At 64.7% G+C, this 13,703-nt stretch carries 14 protein-coding genes; 12 read left to right on the top strand and 2 right to left on the bottom strand.

The genetic code is table 11. The annotated features are described in order from the left end of the window. Window positions 1-11: 11 nt before the first annotated feature. Complete coding sequence (locus HFGMBDPB_RS27240; protein WP_012204349.1) at window positions 12-998, bottom strand: malate dehydrogenase; 987 nt, start codon at window positions 996-998, stop codon at window positions 12-14. A gap of 218 nt (window positions 999-1,216) precedes the next feature. On the opposite strand from HFGMBDPB_RS27240, the gene HFGMBDPB_RS27235 reads away from it, so the two are divergent. The 10 genes from HFGMBDPB_RS27235 to HFGMBDPB_RS27190 all read left to right on the top strand — a co-directional run bounded on the left by HFGMBDPB_RS27235 (window position 1,217) and on the right by HFGMBDPB_RS27190 (window position 10,141). Beyond that, a complete protein-coding gene (locus HFGMBDPB_RS27235) occupies window positions 1,217-2,005 on the top strand; it encodes a GntR family transcriptional regulator (protein ID WP_016450201.1) in 789 nt (262 codons plus the stop codon). Between the two features lie 134 nt (window positions 2,006-2,139). Continuing rightward, window positions 2,140-2,562 carry a succinate dehydrogenase, cytochrome b556 subunit gene (sdhC, locus tag HFGMBDPB_RS27230; protein ID WP_016450200.1) on the top strand — a complete coding sequence of 141 codons (423 nt, stop codon included), beginning with the start codon at window positions 2,140-2,142 and terminating at the stop codon, window positions 2,560-2,562. Between the two features lie 36 nt (window positions 2,563-2,598). Continuing rightward, on the top strand, window positions 2,599-2,964 hold the full coding sequence (gene sdhD / locus HFGMBDPB_RS27225) for a succinate dehydrogenase, hydrophobic membrane anchor protein (protein ID WP_012204346.1): 366 nt from the start codon (window positions 2,599-2,601) through the stop codon (window positions 2,962-2,964). A gap of 33 nt (window positions 2,965-2,997) precedes the next feature. Continuing rightward, complete coding sequence (sdhA, locus tag HFGMBDPB_RS27220; RefSeq protein WP_016450199.1) at window positions 2,998-4,803, top strand: succinate dehydrogenase flavoprotein subunit; 1,806 nt, start codon at window positions 2,998-3,000, stop codon at window positions 4,801-4,803. A 27-nt stretch (window positions 4,804-4,830) separates the two neighbouring features. Then, window positions 4,831-5,535 (top strand): succinate dehydrogenase iron-sulfur subunit, encoded by a 705-nt coding sequence (locus HFGMBDPB_RS27215; protein ID WP_012204344.1) that lies wholly within the window; start codon window positions 4,831-4,833, stop codon window positions 5,533-5,535. Beyond that, entirely contained in the window at window positions 5,535-5,834 is a 300-nt protein-coding gene (locus tag HFGMBDPB_RS27210) for an FAD assembly factor SdhE (RefSeq protein ID WP_012204343.1), read from the top strand. The genes HFGMBDPB_RS27215 and HFGMBDPB_RS27210 overlap by 1 nt, the downstream gene beginning before the upstream one ends. A 25-nt stretch (window positions 5,835-5,859) precedes the next feature. Beyond that, window positions 5,860-7,170, top strand: a complete 1,311-nt coding sequence (locus tag HFGMBDPB_RS27205) for a citrate synthase (RefSeq protein ID WP_016450198.1) — start codon at window positions 5,860-5,862, stop codon at window positions 7,168-7,170. A 240-nt stretch (window positions 7,171-7,410) separates the two neighbouring features. Then, complete coding sequence (locus HFGMBDPB_RS27200; RefSeq protein ID WP_227469545.1) at window positions 7,411-8,064, top strand: peptidoglycan recognition protein family protein; 654 nt, start codon at window positions 7,411-7,413, stop codon at window positions 8,062-8,064. Beyond that, on the top strand, window positions 8,061-8,570 hold the full coding sequence (locus HFGMBDPB_RS27195) for a hypothetical protein (RefSeq protein WP_016450196.1): 510 nt from the start codon (window positions 8,061-8,063) through the stop codon (window positions 8,568-8,570). Before HFGMBDPB_RS27200 ends, HFGMBDPB_RS27195 begins: the two co-directional genes overlap by 4 nt. A gap of 254 nt (window positions 8,571-8,824) precedes the next feature. Continuing rightward, complete coding sequence (locus HFGMBDPB_RS27190) at window positions 8,825-10,141, top strand: DEAD/DEAH box helicase (RefSeq protein ID WP_212646651.1); 1,317 nt, start codon at window positions 8,825-8,827, stop codon at window positions 10,139-10,141. Between the two features lie 11 nt (window positions 10,142-10,152). On the opposite strand, the gene HFGMBDPB_RS27185 is transcribed toward HFGMBDPB_RS27190, so the two are convergent. Continuing rightward, window positions 10,153-11,190 (bottom strand): GlxA family transcriptional regulator, encoded by a 1,038-nt coding sequence (locus tag HFGMBDPB_RS27185; RefSeq protein ID WP_016450194.1) that lies wholly within the window; start codon window positions 11,188-11,190, stop codon window positions 10,153-10,155. A 238-nt stretch (window positions 11,191-11,428) separates the two neighbouring features. Here HFGMBDPB_RS27185 and HFGMBDPB_RS27180 point away from each other — a divergent pair, with 238 nt between their 5' ends. Together HFGMBDPB_RS27180 and fghA are read left to right on the top strand one after the other, a co-directional pair. Continuing rightward, the gene (locus tag HFGMBDPB_RS27180) at window positions 11,429-12,538 is read left to right on the top strand and encodes an S-(hydroxymethyl)glutathione dehydrogenase/class III alcohol dehydrogenase (RefSeq protein ID WP_012204334.1); all 1,110 of its coding nucleotides are present in this window, start codon (window positions 11,429-11,431) and stop codon (window positions 12,536-12,538) included. A gap of 204 nt (window positions 12,539-12,742) precedes the next feature. Further along, entirely contained in the window at window positions 12,743-13,615 is an 873-nt protein-coding gene (gene fghA, locus HFGMBDPB_RS27175) for an S-formylglutathione hydrolase (RefSeq protein WP_154834924.1), read from the top strand. Window positions 13,616-13,703: the final 88 nt, after the last annotated feature.

Genomic DNA, 13,703 nt, shown 5'->3' with positions numbered 1-13,703 from the left:
TTGCCGGCGGCTTACAGCAGGTGCTTGACGCCGTCCTGTTCGCCTTGCAGCTCGGCCAGGGTCTTGTCGATGCACTCTTGCGAGAAGGCGTCGATTTCCAGGCCTTCGACGATCTTGTACTCGCCGTTCTCCGTGGTGACCGGGAAGCCGAAGACGATGCCGGCGGGGATGCCGTATTCGCCGTTGGAGGGCACGCCCATGGTGACCCATTCGCCGCCCGAGCCCAGGGCCCAGTCGCGCATGTGGTCGATGGCAGCGTTGGCAGCCGAGGCAGCCGAGGACAGGCCGCGCGCTGCAATGATGGCGGCGCCACGCTTGCCGACGGTGGGCAGGAACACGTCCTTGTTCCAGGCCTGGTCGTTGATCTTGGCCTTGACGCTTTCACCGTTGACGGTGGCGAAACGGTAGTCGGCGTACATCGTGGGCGAGTGGTTGCCCCAGACGGTCAGCTTGCGGATGTCGCCCACCTTGAAGCCGGCCTTGGCAGCCAGCTGCGATGCAGCGCGGTTGTGGTCCAGGCGCAGCATGGCGGTGAAGTTCTTGGCCGGCAGGTCCGGAGCCGACTTCATGGCGATGTAGGCGTTGGTGTTGGCGGGGTTGCCGACGACCAGCACCTTCACGTTGCGCGAGGCCACGGCGTTCAGCGCCTTGCCCTGGGCCGTGAAGATCTGTGCGTTGGCAGCCAGCAGGTCGGCACGTTCCATGCCGGGGCCGCGGGGACGCGCGCCGACCAGCAGGGCGTAGTCGGTGTCCTTGAAGGCTTGCAGGGGGTCGGAGTGGGCTTCGATGCCGGCCAGCAGGGGGAAGGCGCAGTCTTCGAGTTCCATGATCACGCCCTTGAGCGCGTTCTGGGCCTTCTCGTCGGGAATCTCCAGCAGTTGCAGAATGACGGGCTGGTCCTTACCCAGCATTTCGCCGGAGGCGATGCGAAACAGCAGGGCGTAACCAATTTGACCGGCGGCACCGGTGACGGCGACACGAACGGGCTTCTTGCTCATGATGAAACTCCAGGGATGGGGAAAAAATCAGGTGTTATCGGCGCCAGGTCGCACCAGCGTCAGAAACCAGCAGCCCGTGCTCCGCAAACAACGCGAAAGTGTACTCCCGATTTCGGAGCCCGGTCAATTTGTCTTATGTCTTATATAAGATATGATCGACGTCTGTTTCCAAGTCTTTCATCTGCGTCGCCGGGAGCCTCCCCACCCCGAACTTTCCCATGCCAGCCCTGCCTCCCCTCGCCTCTGAAACCGCCGCTGCCACCATCGGCGCGGGCGCATCGACCCCGGCCTTCAGCCCGCTGTACCAGCAGATCAAGGGACTGATACTGCAAAGCCTTGAAGCAGGCGAATGGCGGCCCGGCGAGCTGATCCCCAGCGAGATGGAGCTGGCGGCGCGCTTTCGCGTGAGCCAGGGCACGGTGCGCAAGGCCATCGACGAGTTGGCCGCGGAGAACCTGGTGATGCGCCGCCAGGGCAAGGGCACCTTCGTGGCCACCCACGCGGCCCAGCATGTGCAGTACCGCTTCCTCAAGCTGCAGCCCGACGCCGGCGACCAGCAGGGCGAGGGCCGTGCCGAGCGCCGCATCATCGACTGCCGGCGCCTGCGCGCATCGGCCGACGTGGCGCGCGGCCTGGCGCTGCGCAGCGGCGATGCCGTGATGCACGTGCGCCGCGTGCTGTCGTTCTCCGCAATCCCGACCATTTTGGAAGACATCTGGCTGCCGGGCCACGCCTTCAAGGGCCTGACCGCCGAGCAGATGTCCGCCTACCAGGGCCCCACCTACGCCATGTTCGAGCTGGACTACGGCGTGCGCATGGTGCGCGCCGACGAAAAGATCCGCGCCGTCCTGCCCGAGGCCGAACAGGCCCTGCTGCTGGACGTGCCCAGCACCACGCCCCTGCTGAGCGTGGAGCGCACCGCTTACACATACAACGATGTTCCCATGGAGTTACGCCGTGGCCTGTACCGCACCGACACCCATCACTACCGCAACGCGTTGAGCTGAACGATCCGTTCCCCAGAGAAGCGGGCGAAAATACGCAATTCCCAGCAAAGCTGTTTTTATTGCATTGCAATAGAATTTTGCATCGCCGCCCCTGAGCGATTACGAAGCAGTTACATCCACGAAAGTACCCTGCCATGACTGAGCAAGCCAAAAAGCGGCCAGAGTTCCGCAACATCAACTTCTTCAAGGACCTCCCCACCTACCGGTTGCCGCCGGCCGGCATCGTGTCCATCCTGCACCGCATCAGCGGCCTGCTGATGTTCATCCTGCTGCCTTTCATCCTGTGGATGATGGACATGTCGCTGACCTCGGAGATCTCCTTCGACGGCTTCACCTCGGTTTTCGCGGGTCCCTTCGGATGGTTCCTCAAGCTCGTGTGCCTGGCATTGATCTGGGCCTACCTGCACCACTTCTGCGCCGGCCTGCGCCACCTGTTCATGGACGTGAACCACCATGCGGTCAACAAGCAGTTCGGCAAGACCTCCGCCCTGGTGGTGCTAGTGCTGAGCGTGGGCCTGACCCTGATCCTGGGCGCCAAGCTGTTCGGCCTGTACTGATAGACGATCTCCCCCTCACGATAAGGAAAAAGAACCATGTCCGTGAATTACGGCTCCAAGCGCACCGTGGTCGGTGCGCACTACGGCATCCGCGACTGGATGGTGCAGCGCGTCACCGGCGTGCTGATGGCACTGTTCACCATCGTGCTGCTGGCCAAGCTGATCTTCAGCACCGGCTCCGTCGGCTATGACCTGTGGGCCGGCATCTTTGCCCCGCAGTGGATGAAGTTCCTGACCTTCGCCGTGATCGTCTCGCTGGCCTGGCACGTCTGGGTCGGCGTGCGCGACATCTGGATGGACTACGTCAAGCCCGTGGGCCTGCGCCTGGTGCTGAACGTTTTCACCCTGGTCTGGCTGGTCGGCTGCGCCGGCTGGGGCATCCAGATCCTGTGGCGTATCTGATAGAGACGCGGTCTCCACGATTGAAGGTTAAGAATGAGCTACTCCAAAGCAAACATCACCAAGCGCAAGTTTGACGTCGTCATCGTCGGCGCTGGCGGCTCCGGCCTGCGTGCCGCGCTGGAACTGTCGCGCGCCGGCCTGTCCGTGGCCTCGCTGTCCAAGGTCTTCCCCACGCGCTCGCACACCGTGGCCGCGCAAGGCGGCGTGTCCGCTTCGCTGGGCAACATGAGCGAGGACAACTGGCACTACCACTTCTACGACACCATCAAAGGCTCCGACTGGCTCGGCGACCAGGATGCGATCGAGTTCATGTGCCGCGAAGCGCCCAACGTCGTGATCGAGCTGGAACACTTCGGCATGCCGTTCGACCGCAACCCCGACGGCACCATCTACCAGCGCCCCTTCGGCGGCCACACGGCCAACTACGGTGAAAAGCCCGTGCAGCGCGCCTGCGCCGCGGCCGACCGTACCGGCCACGCCATGCTGCACACGCTGTACCAGCAGAACGTCAAGTCCAAGACCAACTTCTTCGTGGAGTGGATGGCGCTGGACCTGATCCGCAACACCCAGGGCGACGTGGTCGGCGTGACCGCCATCGAACTGGAAACCGGCGACCTGTACGAGCTGCACGCCAAGGCCGTGCTGCTGGCCACGGGTGGCGCTGGCCGCATCTTCCAGGCATCGACCAATGCCTTCATCAACACCGGCGACGGCCTGGGCATGGCTGCACGCGCAGGCATCCCGCTGCAGGACATGGAGTTCTGGCAGTTCCACCCCACCGGCGTGGCCGGCGCGGGCGTGCTGCTGACCGAAGGCTGCCGTGGCGAAGGCGCCATCCTGCTCAACAGCGAAGGCGAACGCTTCATGGAGCGCTACGCTCCCACGCTGAAGGATCTGGCACCGCGTGACTTCGTGTCCCGCTCCATGGACCAGGAAATCAAGGAAGGCCGTGGCTGTGGTCCCAACAAGGACTACATCCTGATGAAGCTGGACCACCTGGGCGCCGACACCATCCGCAAGCGCCTGCCTTCGGTGGAAGAGATCGGCCACAACTTCGCCAACGTGGACATCACCAAGGAACCGATTCCCGTGGTGCCCACCATCCACTACCAGATGGGCGGCATTCCCACCAACATCAACGGCCAGGTCGTGGTGTGGGACGGCCAGCAGAACAACGTGGTCAATGGCCTGTATGCCGTGGGCGAATGCTCGTGCGTGTCGGTGCACGGCGCCAACCGCCTGGGCACGAACTCGCTGCTGGACCTGCTGGTCTTCGGCAAGTCGGCCGGCAAGCACATCGTGCAGTTCGTCAACGGCTTCGGCGACCACAAGCCCGTGCCGGCCGATGGCTCCGAGCGCACGCTCACGCGCCTGAACCAGCTCGACGACTCCAAGGAAGGCACCTACGCCCAGGACCTGGCTGGCGACATCCGCGCCACGATGCAGCAGCATGCCGGCGTGTTCCGCACGCAAAAGAGCATGGACGAAGGCGAAGTCAAGATCAACGCCATCCGCGAACGCGTGGGCTCCGTGACTCTCAAGGACAAGTCCAAGGTCTGGAACACCGCCCGCATGGAAGCGCTGGAAGTGGACAACCTGATCGAAGTGGCCCAGGCCACCATGATCTCGGCCGCTGCCCGCCACGAATGCCGCGGCGCCCACACCGTGTACGACTACGAGCATCCTGCCGACCACGCCGAGTTCCCGCTGGGCCGCAATGACAAGGAATGGCTCAAGCACACCCTGTGGTACAGCGCCACCAACAGCCTGGACTACAAGCCCGTGAACCTGAAGCCCCTCACGGTGGACAGCGTGCCGCCCAAGGTCCGCACGTTCTAATCCAGCAGCCCACGAGAGAACAGACAAATGAAGCGCACTTTCAAGATCTACCGCTACGACCCGGACAAGGATGCCAAGCCCTACATGCAGACCGTCGAGGTCGAGCTGGACGGCCACGAGCGCATGCTGCTGGACGCCCTGGTCAAGCTCAAGGAGATGGACCCCTCCATCTCGTTCCGCCGCTCCTGCCGCGAAGGCGTGTGCGGCTCGGACGCGATGAACATCAATGGCAAGAACGGCCTGGCCTGCCTGACGAACATGAAGACCCTGCAGGGCGACATCGTTCTCAAGCCCCTGCCCGGCCTGCCCGTGATCCGCGACCTGATCGTGGACATGACGCAGTTCTTCAAGCAGTACCACTCGATCAAGCCGTACCTGCAGAACGACAGCTTCGCGTCTCCCACCAAGGAACGCCTGCAGTCGCCTGAAGAGCGCGAAGAGCTCAACGGCCTGTACGAGTGCATTCTGTGCGCCAGCTGCTCCACCAGCTGCCCCAGCTTCTGGTGGAACCCCGACAAGTTCGTGGGCCCGGCCGGCCTGCTGCAGGCCTACCGCTTCATCGCGGACAGCCGCGACGAGGCCACGGGTGACCGCCTTGACAACCTGGAAGATCCGTACCGCCTCTTCCGTTGCCACACCATCATGAACTGCGTGGACGTGTGCCCCAAGCACCTGAACCCCACGCAGGCCATTGGCAAGATCAAGGAACTGATGGTCCGTCGGGCCATCTGATGACCATGACGAATACTCTGCTCGACGAACGCGAGCGAGACCTGCTGCGCTGGCGCTGCCGGCGCGGCCTGGTCGAGAACGACCTGTTCATCGCGCAGTTCTTCGCCACCTACGGAGACCAGCTCACGCGGAGACACGCGAGCGGTCTGTCTGCCTTGATGGACCTGGCAGACAACGACCTGATGGACCTCTTCTTGCGCCGCAAGGAGCCTGAAGGTGAACTCGATACCCAAGAAATCAGGGAAGTTCTGGAACTGGTGCGCAAGCGCAAGCCCGGTTCTCTCCCGCTAGTAGGCTAGGCAATCTAGAGAAGGAAGTTTGGAAATGAAACTCGCAGACAACAAAGCAACGCTGTCTTTCAGCAACGGCGCCCCCAGCGTCGAGCTGCCCGTCTACCAGGGCAACGTCGGTCCCGACGTGGTGGACATCCGCAAGCTGTACGCGCAGACCGGCATGTTCACCTATGACCCGGGCTTCCTCTCTACCGCCTCGTGCCAGTCCGCCATCACCTACATCGATGGCGACAAGGGCGAGCTGCTGTACCGCGGCTACCCCATCGAGCAGCTGGCCAAGAACTGCGACTACCTCGAGACCTGCTACCTGCTGCTGTACGGCGAGCTGCCCAACGAGTCGCAGAAGGCCGACTTCGTCGAGCGCGTGACCAAGCACACCATGGTCAACGAGCAGATGCAGTTCTTCCTGCGTGGTTTCCGCCGTGACGCCCACCCCATGGCCGTCCTGACGGGTCTGGTCGGCGGCATGTCGGCCTTCTACCACGACAACATGGACATCAACAACGCCGAGCACCGCGACATCGCCGCGATCCGCCTGATCGCCAAGATGCCCACGCTGGTCTCCATGGCCTACAAGTACGGCATCGGTGCGCCGTACATGTACCCCAAGAACGACCTGAGCTACGCCGGCAACTTCATGCGCATGATGTTCGGCAATCCCTGCGAGGAGTTCAAGGTGAACCCCGTGGTCGAGCGCGCGCTGGACCGCATCTTCATCCTGCACGCAGACCACGAGCAAAACGCCTCCACCTCCACCGTGCGCCTGTGCGGCTCGTCGGGCACCAACCCCTTCGCCGCCATCTCGGCCGGCGTGGCCTGCCTGTGGGGCCCTGCCCACGGCGGCGCCAACGAAGCCTGCCTGAACATGCTGGAATACCTGCAGGCCAACGGCGGCGTTGCCAAGGTCGGCGAGTTCATGGAACAGGTCAAGGACAAGAACAGCGGCGTCAAGCTGATGGGCTTCGGCCACCGTGTCTACAAGAACTACGACCCCCGCGCCAAGCTCATGCAGGAAACCTGCAATGAAGTGCTGGCCGAACTGGGCCTGGAAAAGGACCCCCTGTTCGCCCTGGCCAAGGAAGTCGAGAAGATCGCCCTGGAAGACGACTACTTCGTGCAGCGCAAGCTCTACCCGAACGTGGACTTCTACTCCGGCATCGTGCAGCGCGCCATCGGCGTGCCCGTGAACCTGTTCACCGGCATCTTCGCCCTGGCCCGCACCGTGGGCTGGATCGCCCAGCTCAACGAGCAGATGGCCGACCCCGAGTACAAGATCGGCCGTCCCCGCCAGCTGTTCACGGGCTCCGTGTCCCGCGACGTCAAGCCGATCGGCCAGCGCTGATCGCAGGTCCGGGCCTCAGCGGCCCGGCACCCAAAAGCCCCATGCCTTTGCATGGGGCTTTTTTCATGGGCGAGTCCACCGTTCCAGAAGGCCGCACCAGTCCTAGGAACACCATTCTGACTATCGTGGCATGGATCTCGATTGATCATATCTACCCTAAGGTGACCGTTGACCCTCCCTGAAACGGGATGGAGGCTCAGCGCAATGCCCGCTGCCGTTCAACGCAACCCTGGGACTCACATGCTTGTCGAAATCACCAAGGACGGAATGCTCATCCATGCGCGCGTCAAGAATGCGCGCAGCCCCGCCATCGAGAGAGGAAAGCGGACCGCCGCCATCACCGGCATCGTCGTGCACCAGACCGATGCCAACACGGCCCAGTCTTCGCTCAACAGCTACAAAAACCCGAAGGCCAATGCGGCACACTTTCTCATCGACAAGGACGGCACCATCTACCAGACGGCGGCCATCTACCAGCGCACCAACCATGTGGGGCCGCTGAAGGCAAGATGCCTGCTTGTGGGGAAATGCAGGGCCAAGGACTATGAAGGAGCAGGCGTAAAGGGAATGCACCGCATCGAGATGATGAAAGCCCCTGGCGATCGCTATCCGAGCAACATGGAAGCCATAGGCATCGAGATGGTTGGCAGGGCTGTGCTGCCGAAAGGGTTCAAGCCCCCTCAGCGACGAAAGGAACTGAGTCCGGAAGGGATTCGGGGAGAATTTGGCGTCTACCCCACACCGACTGAGGCACAAAACCGTGCTCTGACATGGCTGGTTGAAGCACTGCAAGATTCCATGCAACTATCGCCCAGTGAAGTCTTCAAGCACCCTGAAGTAAGCCGGAAGAACCTGTCCGAGGCAGAAGGCGCAAACTGGGAAATGGCACCATGAGCTTCATTTTCTTTCGCACTGTGACTGTGATTTCGGCAATGGCCATGGCATCGATGCTCCATGCGGCCGATGCCAGATACCCAGTCAGGCAAGTACAGAAAATCGACATCATCGAGCCCTCAGGCGGCTCTTCTTGGGAAGACAAGAACTGGCTTGATTGCAACGATGTGATATTGACCGAAGAGGATGTGCGATATGCGCTGCAGCACATGCGCAAAATTTCAGAGAAGCACTACTTCGGTGAATATATGGAAAGAACAGGGTGTTCAGGAGGAGCGTCCGTCAAGTTCAAGAGCGGAAAAATCATCGTCATGGGAATCGAACCCACAGGACGTATTAATCTTTTCGAGGCCAACAAAAAGCTGGACCCTATTGGAGTACCTGGAAGCTTCTACGACTGCCAACCCTGCAACAAACGCAAGATGGACCTGCTGCAGGACGCCCTGGACCGCGCAACCGAACGACGGCTCAAGGAGCTGAAGAGGCAGGGACGACTTCCTCCATGAGCCGCCTCCATTCGATCTTCTGGGCACTCATTTCGGCGATGCCCGATCCCTGGACAGGCACGCGCCACCGGCCCGGCTGCAACGGCTGGCGGCCTGGTGAACAGCCTGCTGGTCGGCAGCGCCGCCTGGCCTGAGCGCCCGGGCCAAGCCCCCTGCTTCACGCAGCGGCGCGGTTTCGCCGACAATGCCCCCCCGGCCCTCGTGGCCGGGCCTTTCTTGCGCCGGGGTTCCGGCCCCAGCCATTCCTGCACACCATGAACTTTGCCTCCCTCGGCCTGAGCCCGGCGCTGGTCTCCAGCCTCCAAGACCTGGGCCTGGTCGATCCCACGCCCATACAGACCCAGTCCATCGCCCCCGTGCTTGCGGGCCGCGACCTCTGGGCCTGTGCGCCCACGGGCTCGGGCAAGACGGCCGCCTACCTGCTGCCGCTGCTGCAGCGCTGGATGGATGGCGGCAAGGCCCAGGGTGCCCAGGGCGGCTTTGTGCGCACCCTGACCACGCTGATCGTGGTGCCCACGCGCGAGCTGGCCCAGCAGGTGGGCGAGACGCTGTCCGACCTGGGCCGCGCGCTCAAGCAGCCGCCGCGCATCGGCGTGGTCTATGGCGGCGTGTCCATCAATCCGCAGATGATGATGCTGCGCGGCAGTGCCGACTTCCTGGTGGCCACGCCCGGCCGCCTGCTGGACCTGGTGGAGCACAACGCCGTGCGCCTGTCCGCCGTGCGCCATCTGGTGCTGGACGAGGCCGACCGCCTGCTGGACCTGGGCTTCCAGGAAGAGCTGCAGCGCGTGCTGGCCCTGCTGCCGAAGCAGCGCCAGACCCTGCTGTTCTCGGCCACCTATCCCGATGCCGTGCAATCGCTGGCCACAGGCCTGCTGCACGATCCCGTTCAGGCCCGCGTCGATGCCGCCGAAGGCCAGGATGCCGCCAGCCCCCAGAGCATTGCCCAGCGCGCCATTGCCGTGGACCGTGCGCGCCGCACCCAGCTGCTGCGCACACTGGTACAGGGGGAGACGGCGCCCGGCACCGACCCCGCCACGCTGGAGCGCGCCCTGGTCTTCGTGGCCACGCGGCACACGGCCGAACTGGTGGCGGAAAAGCTCTACAAGGCCGGCATCTTCGCCACGGCCTTCCATGGCGACCTGAGCCAGGGCGCACGCAAGGAAGCGCTGGCCGACTTCAAGGCCAGGCGCTGGCAGGTGATGATCACCACCGACTTGGCGGCGCGCGGCATCGATATCACCCAGTTGCCCCTGGTCGTCAACTACGACCTGCCGCGCTCGGCCACCGACTATGTGCACCGCATCGGCCGCACGGGCCGCGCGGGCGAGGACGGCACGGCCATCAGCTTTGTCACGCCGGCCGACCAGGCGCACTGGGCGCTGATCTGCAAGCGCAACCAGCTGGACCTTGAACTGGAGCAGTTGCCGGGCTTCGAGCCCACCGAGCCCGTGCCGCCGCCTCCGGTGGCGCAGGACGGCAACGGCGGCATCAAGGGCCGCCGCCCCAGCAAGAAGGACAAGCTGCGCGCCGCGGCCGCCGAAGCAGCCGAGACCGCAAAAAAGAACTGAGCGTTTCCGGTTCAGCCCGCGCCGCCTCGCCCACCAAAGCGATCCCGGTACGCCACCGGGGTAATGCCCAGGTGGCGCACGAACAGGTGGCGCAGCGCCTGCTCCGAGCCCAGGCCCACGCGCGCGGCCACGGTCTTGAGCGGCAGATGGGCCTGGCTTTCCAGCAGTTGCTTGGCCGCCTCCAGCCGCGCGCTCTCCACAAAGGCCGTGGGGCTTTGCCCGGTTTCCTGCTGGAACACGCGGCGCAGGTGCCGCTCGCTCATGTGCGCCTGCTCGGCCATCTGCGCAAGGGTCAGAGGCTCGGCCAGATGGGCCATCACCCACTGCTGCACGGCCTGCACGCCGCCGTGCTGCGCGGCCTGGGCCGCCAGCGGCACGCTGAACTGCGACTGGCCGCCGGGACGCTTGAGGTACATGACCAGGTCACGCGCCACCTCCAGCGCCAGCGCGTGGCCGAAATCCTCTTCCACCACGGCCAGGGCCAGGTCGATGCCGGCCGTCACGCCGGCCGAGGTCCACAGCTGGCGGCTGCCTTCGCCATCGCGGATCTCCTCGCGCAGGTAGATGGCATCGGCATCGACCTGCACGCGCGGATGGCGCTGGGCCAGTTGCGCCGTCACGCTCCAGTGCGTGGCCGCGCGCCGGCCGTCCAGCAAGCCCGCCTCGGCCAGGAAGAAGCTGCCCGAGCACAGCGCGATCAGCCGCTGCACGCGTGGCGCCACGCGGCCCAGCCAGGCGACCAGCTCGGCCGAGCCGCCCAGCACCTGCTCGATATGGCGCGAGCCCACGACGACCACGGTGCAGCCCATGCCTGCAGCCTCCAGCCCGGCCAGCGTGTGGGTGGCCTCCAGCGACATCAGCGTGTCCGAGCGCACGGGCCCTTGCCGCTGCGAGACCACGCGCACCTCGTAGCCGTCGCTCTGGCCGCGCGCGCGCAGGTGCACGTTGGCATAGTCGAACACCGACATGGGTCCTATGGCCTCCAGCGCCTTGAAGCCGGGGTAGACGACAAGATCGATGCGGTGGGCGCTGGCGTGGCGGTGGTCCATGGGAAACGGCGGGCTCGGAGGCGGTCAGGGTGGAAAGAATGGGGCGGACTATACGAAAAGACGCAAGCACCCACGGCCTGCAGGCCCGGCCGACGCCGGCCACACCCCTCAGATTCGGACATATCACCTGGGGCTGCGGCCATGATGCGGCCGGGCCGCCCGGCCATGGCCTACATTCAAGGCTTCGCGGAGCGCGCGCACTGCCGCTCCTGAGCCACCCCGACAGAAAGACACGCCCATGAAATCCAAAGCCGCCGTCGCCTTCAAGGCTGGAGAACCCCTGCAGATCGTCGAGATCGACGTGGCCCCCCCGAAGAAGGGCGAGGTCCTGATCAAGATCACCCACACCGGCGTCTGCCACACCGACGCGTTCACGCTGTCGGGCGACGACCCGGAAGGCATCTTCCCCGCCGTGCTCGGCCATGAAGGCGCGGGCATCGTCGTCGAGGTCGGCGAAGGCGTGACCAGCGTCAAGCCCGGCGACCACGTGATCCCGCTGTACACCGCCGAATGCGGCGAATGCCTGTTCTGCAAGAGCGGCAAGACCAACCTGTGCGTTTCCGTGCGCGCCACCCAGGGCAAGGGCGTGATGCCCGACGGCACCACGCGCTTTTCGTACAACGGCGAGCCCATCTACCACTACATGGGCTGCTCCACCTTCAGCGAATACACCGTAGTCGCCGAAGTCTCGCTGGCCAAGATCCACCCCGATGCCAACCCCGAGCAGGTCTGCCTGCTGGGCTGCGGCGTGACCACGGGCCTGGGTGCCGTCAAGAACACCGCCAAGGTCCAGGAAGGCGACACCGTGGCCGTGTTCGGCCTGGGCGGCATCGGGCTGGCCGTGATCCAGGGCGCCAAGCTGGCCAAGGCCGGCCGCATCATCGCCGTGGACACCAACCCCTCCAAGTTCGACCTGGCCCGCACCTTCGGCGCCACCGACTGCGTGAATCCCAAGGATTTCGACAAGCCCATCCAGCAGGTCATCGTCGAGATGACGGGCTGGGGCGTGGACCACAGCTTCGAATGCATCGGCAACGTCAACGTGATGCGTGCCGCCCTGGAATGCGCGCACCGCGGCTGGGGCCAGTCGGTCATCATCGGTGTGGCCGGCGCGGGCCAGGAAATCTCCACACGCCCCTTCCAGCTGGTGACGGGCCGCAAGTGGCTGGGCACGGCCTTCGGCGGCGTCAAGGGCCGCAGCGAGCTGCCCGGCATGGTCGAGCAGGCCATGAGCGGCGAGATCCAGCTGGCCCCCTTCGTCACGCACACCATGGGCCTGCCGGAGATCAACGAGGCTTTTGACCTGATGCACGAAGGCAAGTCCATCCGCTCCGTCGTCGTGTACTGAAGCTCCCCCTGAGGCGCTGCGCGCCCTCCCCCGTTGCACGGCGCCTCTCTACTCGCTACGCGAGGGAGGAGGACGGCGCCCTCGCCTGGGCAGCGCCAGTTTCATGGGCCGTTGACCGTGTATAGCGTATCAACTCCCATCTTTGAATGCTGCACGCACCGCTTGCCAAGGTGCCCGTAGCATTTTTCTTTTTTGAGGAACACCATGTCCGCACTGCCGCCCCTGGAACTCAAGAACGCCCATGCCTGCTTCGGCGGCGCACAGCGTTTCTACGAGCATTTCTCCGCCGAGATCGGCCTGAACATGAAGTTCTCGGTCTTCCTGCCGCCCAAGGCCGTGGCCGGCGAGAAGGTGCCCGCCGTGCTCTATCTGGCCGGGCTGACCTGCACCGAAGAGACCTTCATGACCAAGGCCGGCGCCCAGCGCCTGGCCGCCGAGCTGGGCATCGCCCTGATCGCGCCCGACACCAGCCCGCGCGGCGCAGGCCTGCCCGGCGAGGCCGATGCCTGGGACTTCGGCGTGGGCGCGGGCTTCTACCTGGACGCCACCACCAGGCCCTGGGCACTGCACTGGCGCATGGAAAGCTATCTGCTGGGCGAGCTGCTGCCGCTGATCGCCGCACGCCTGCCCATTGACGCGCAGCGGCTGGGCATCTTCGGCCACTCCATGGGCGGCCACGGCGCGCTCACGCTGGCGCTGCGCCATCCGGGCCGCTTCAAGAGCCTGTCGGCGTTCGCGCCCATCGCCAACCCCGTCAACTGCCCCTGGGGACAGAAAGCCTTCTCAGGCTATCTGGGCGATGACCGCAAGGCCTGGGAAGCGCATGACGCCAGCTGCCTGATGGCCGCGCAGACCCAGGCGCCCTACCCGGCCGGCATCCTCGTGGACCAGGGCCTGGCCGACAAGTTCCTGATCGAAAAGCAGCTGCTGCCCGAAGCCTTCGAGGCCGCCTGCGCCCAGGCCGGCCAGCCGCTGACGCTGCGCCGCCACGGGGGCTACGACCACGGCTACTACTTCATCCAGAGCTTCATTGATGACCATCTGCGCCATCATGCAAAGCAGTTGAGTACCCCCTGAGGCGCTTCGCGCCTTCCCCCTCTCTCGCTTCGCGGGAGGGGGACGACGCCATCGCCGCGAGGCGGCTCTTGCTCGGCGTCCCTGTTTT

Origin of the sequence: Delftia sp. PE138, from assembly GCF_018320755.1 — a bacterium.
GTDB lineage: Bacteria > Pseudomonadota > Gammaproteobacteria > Burkholderiales > Burkholderiaceae_C > Comamonas > Comamonas tsuruhatensis.
This window is presented reverse-complemented; position numbering and strand designations above follow the sequence as displayed.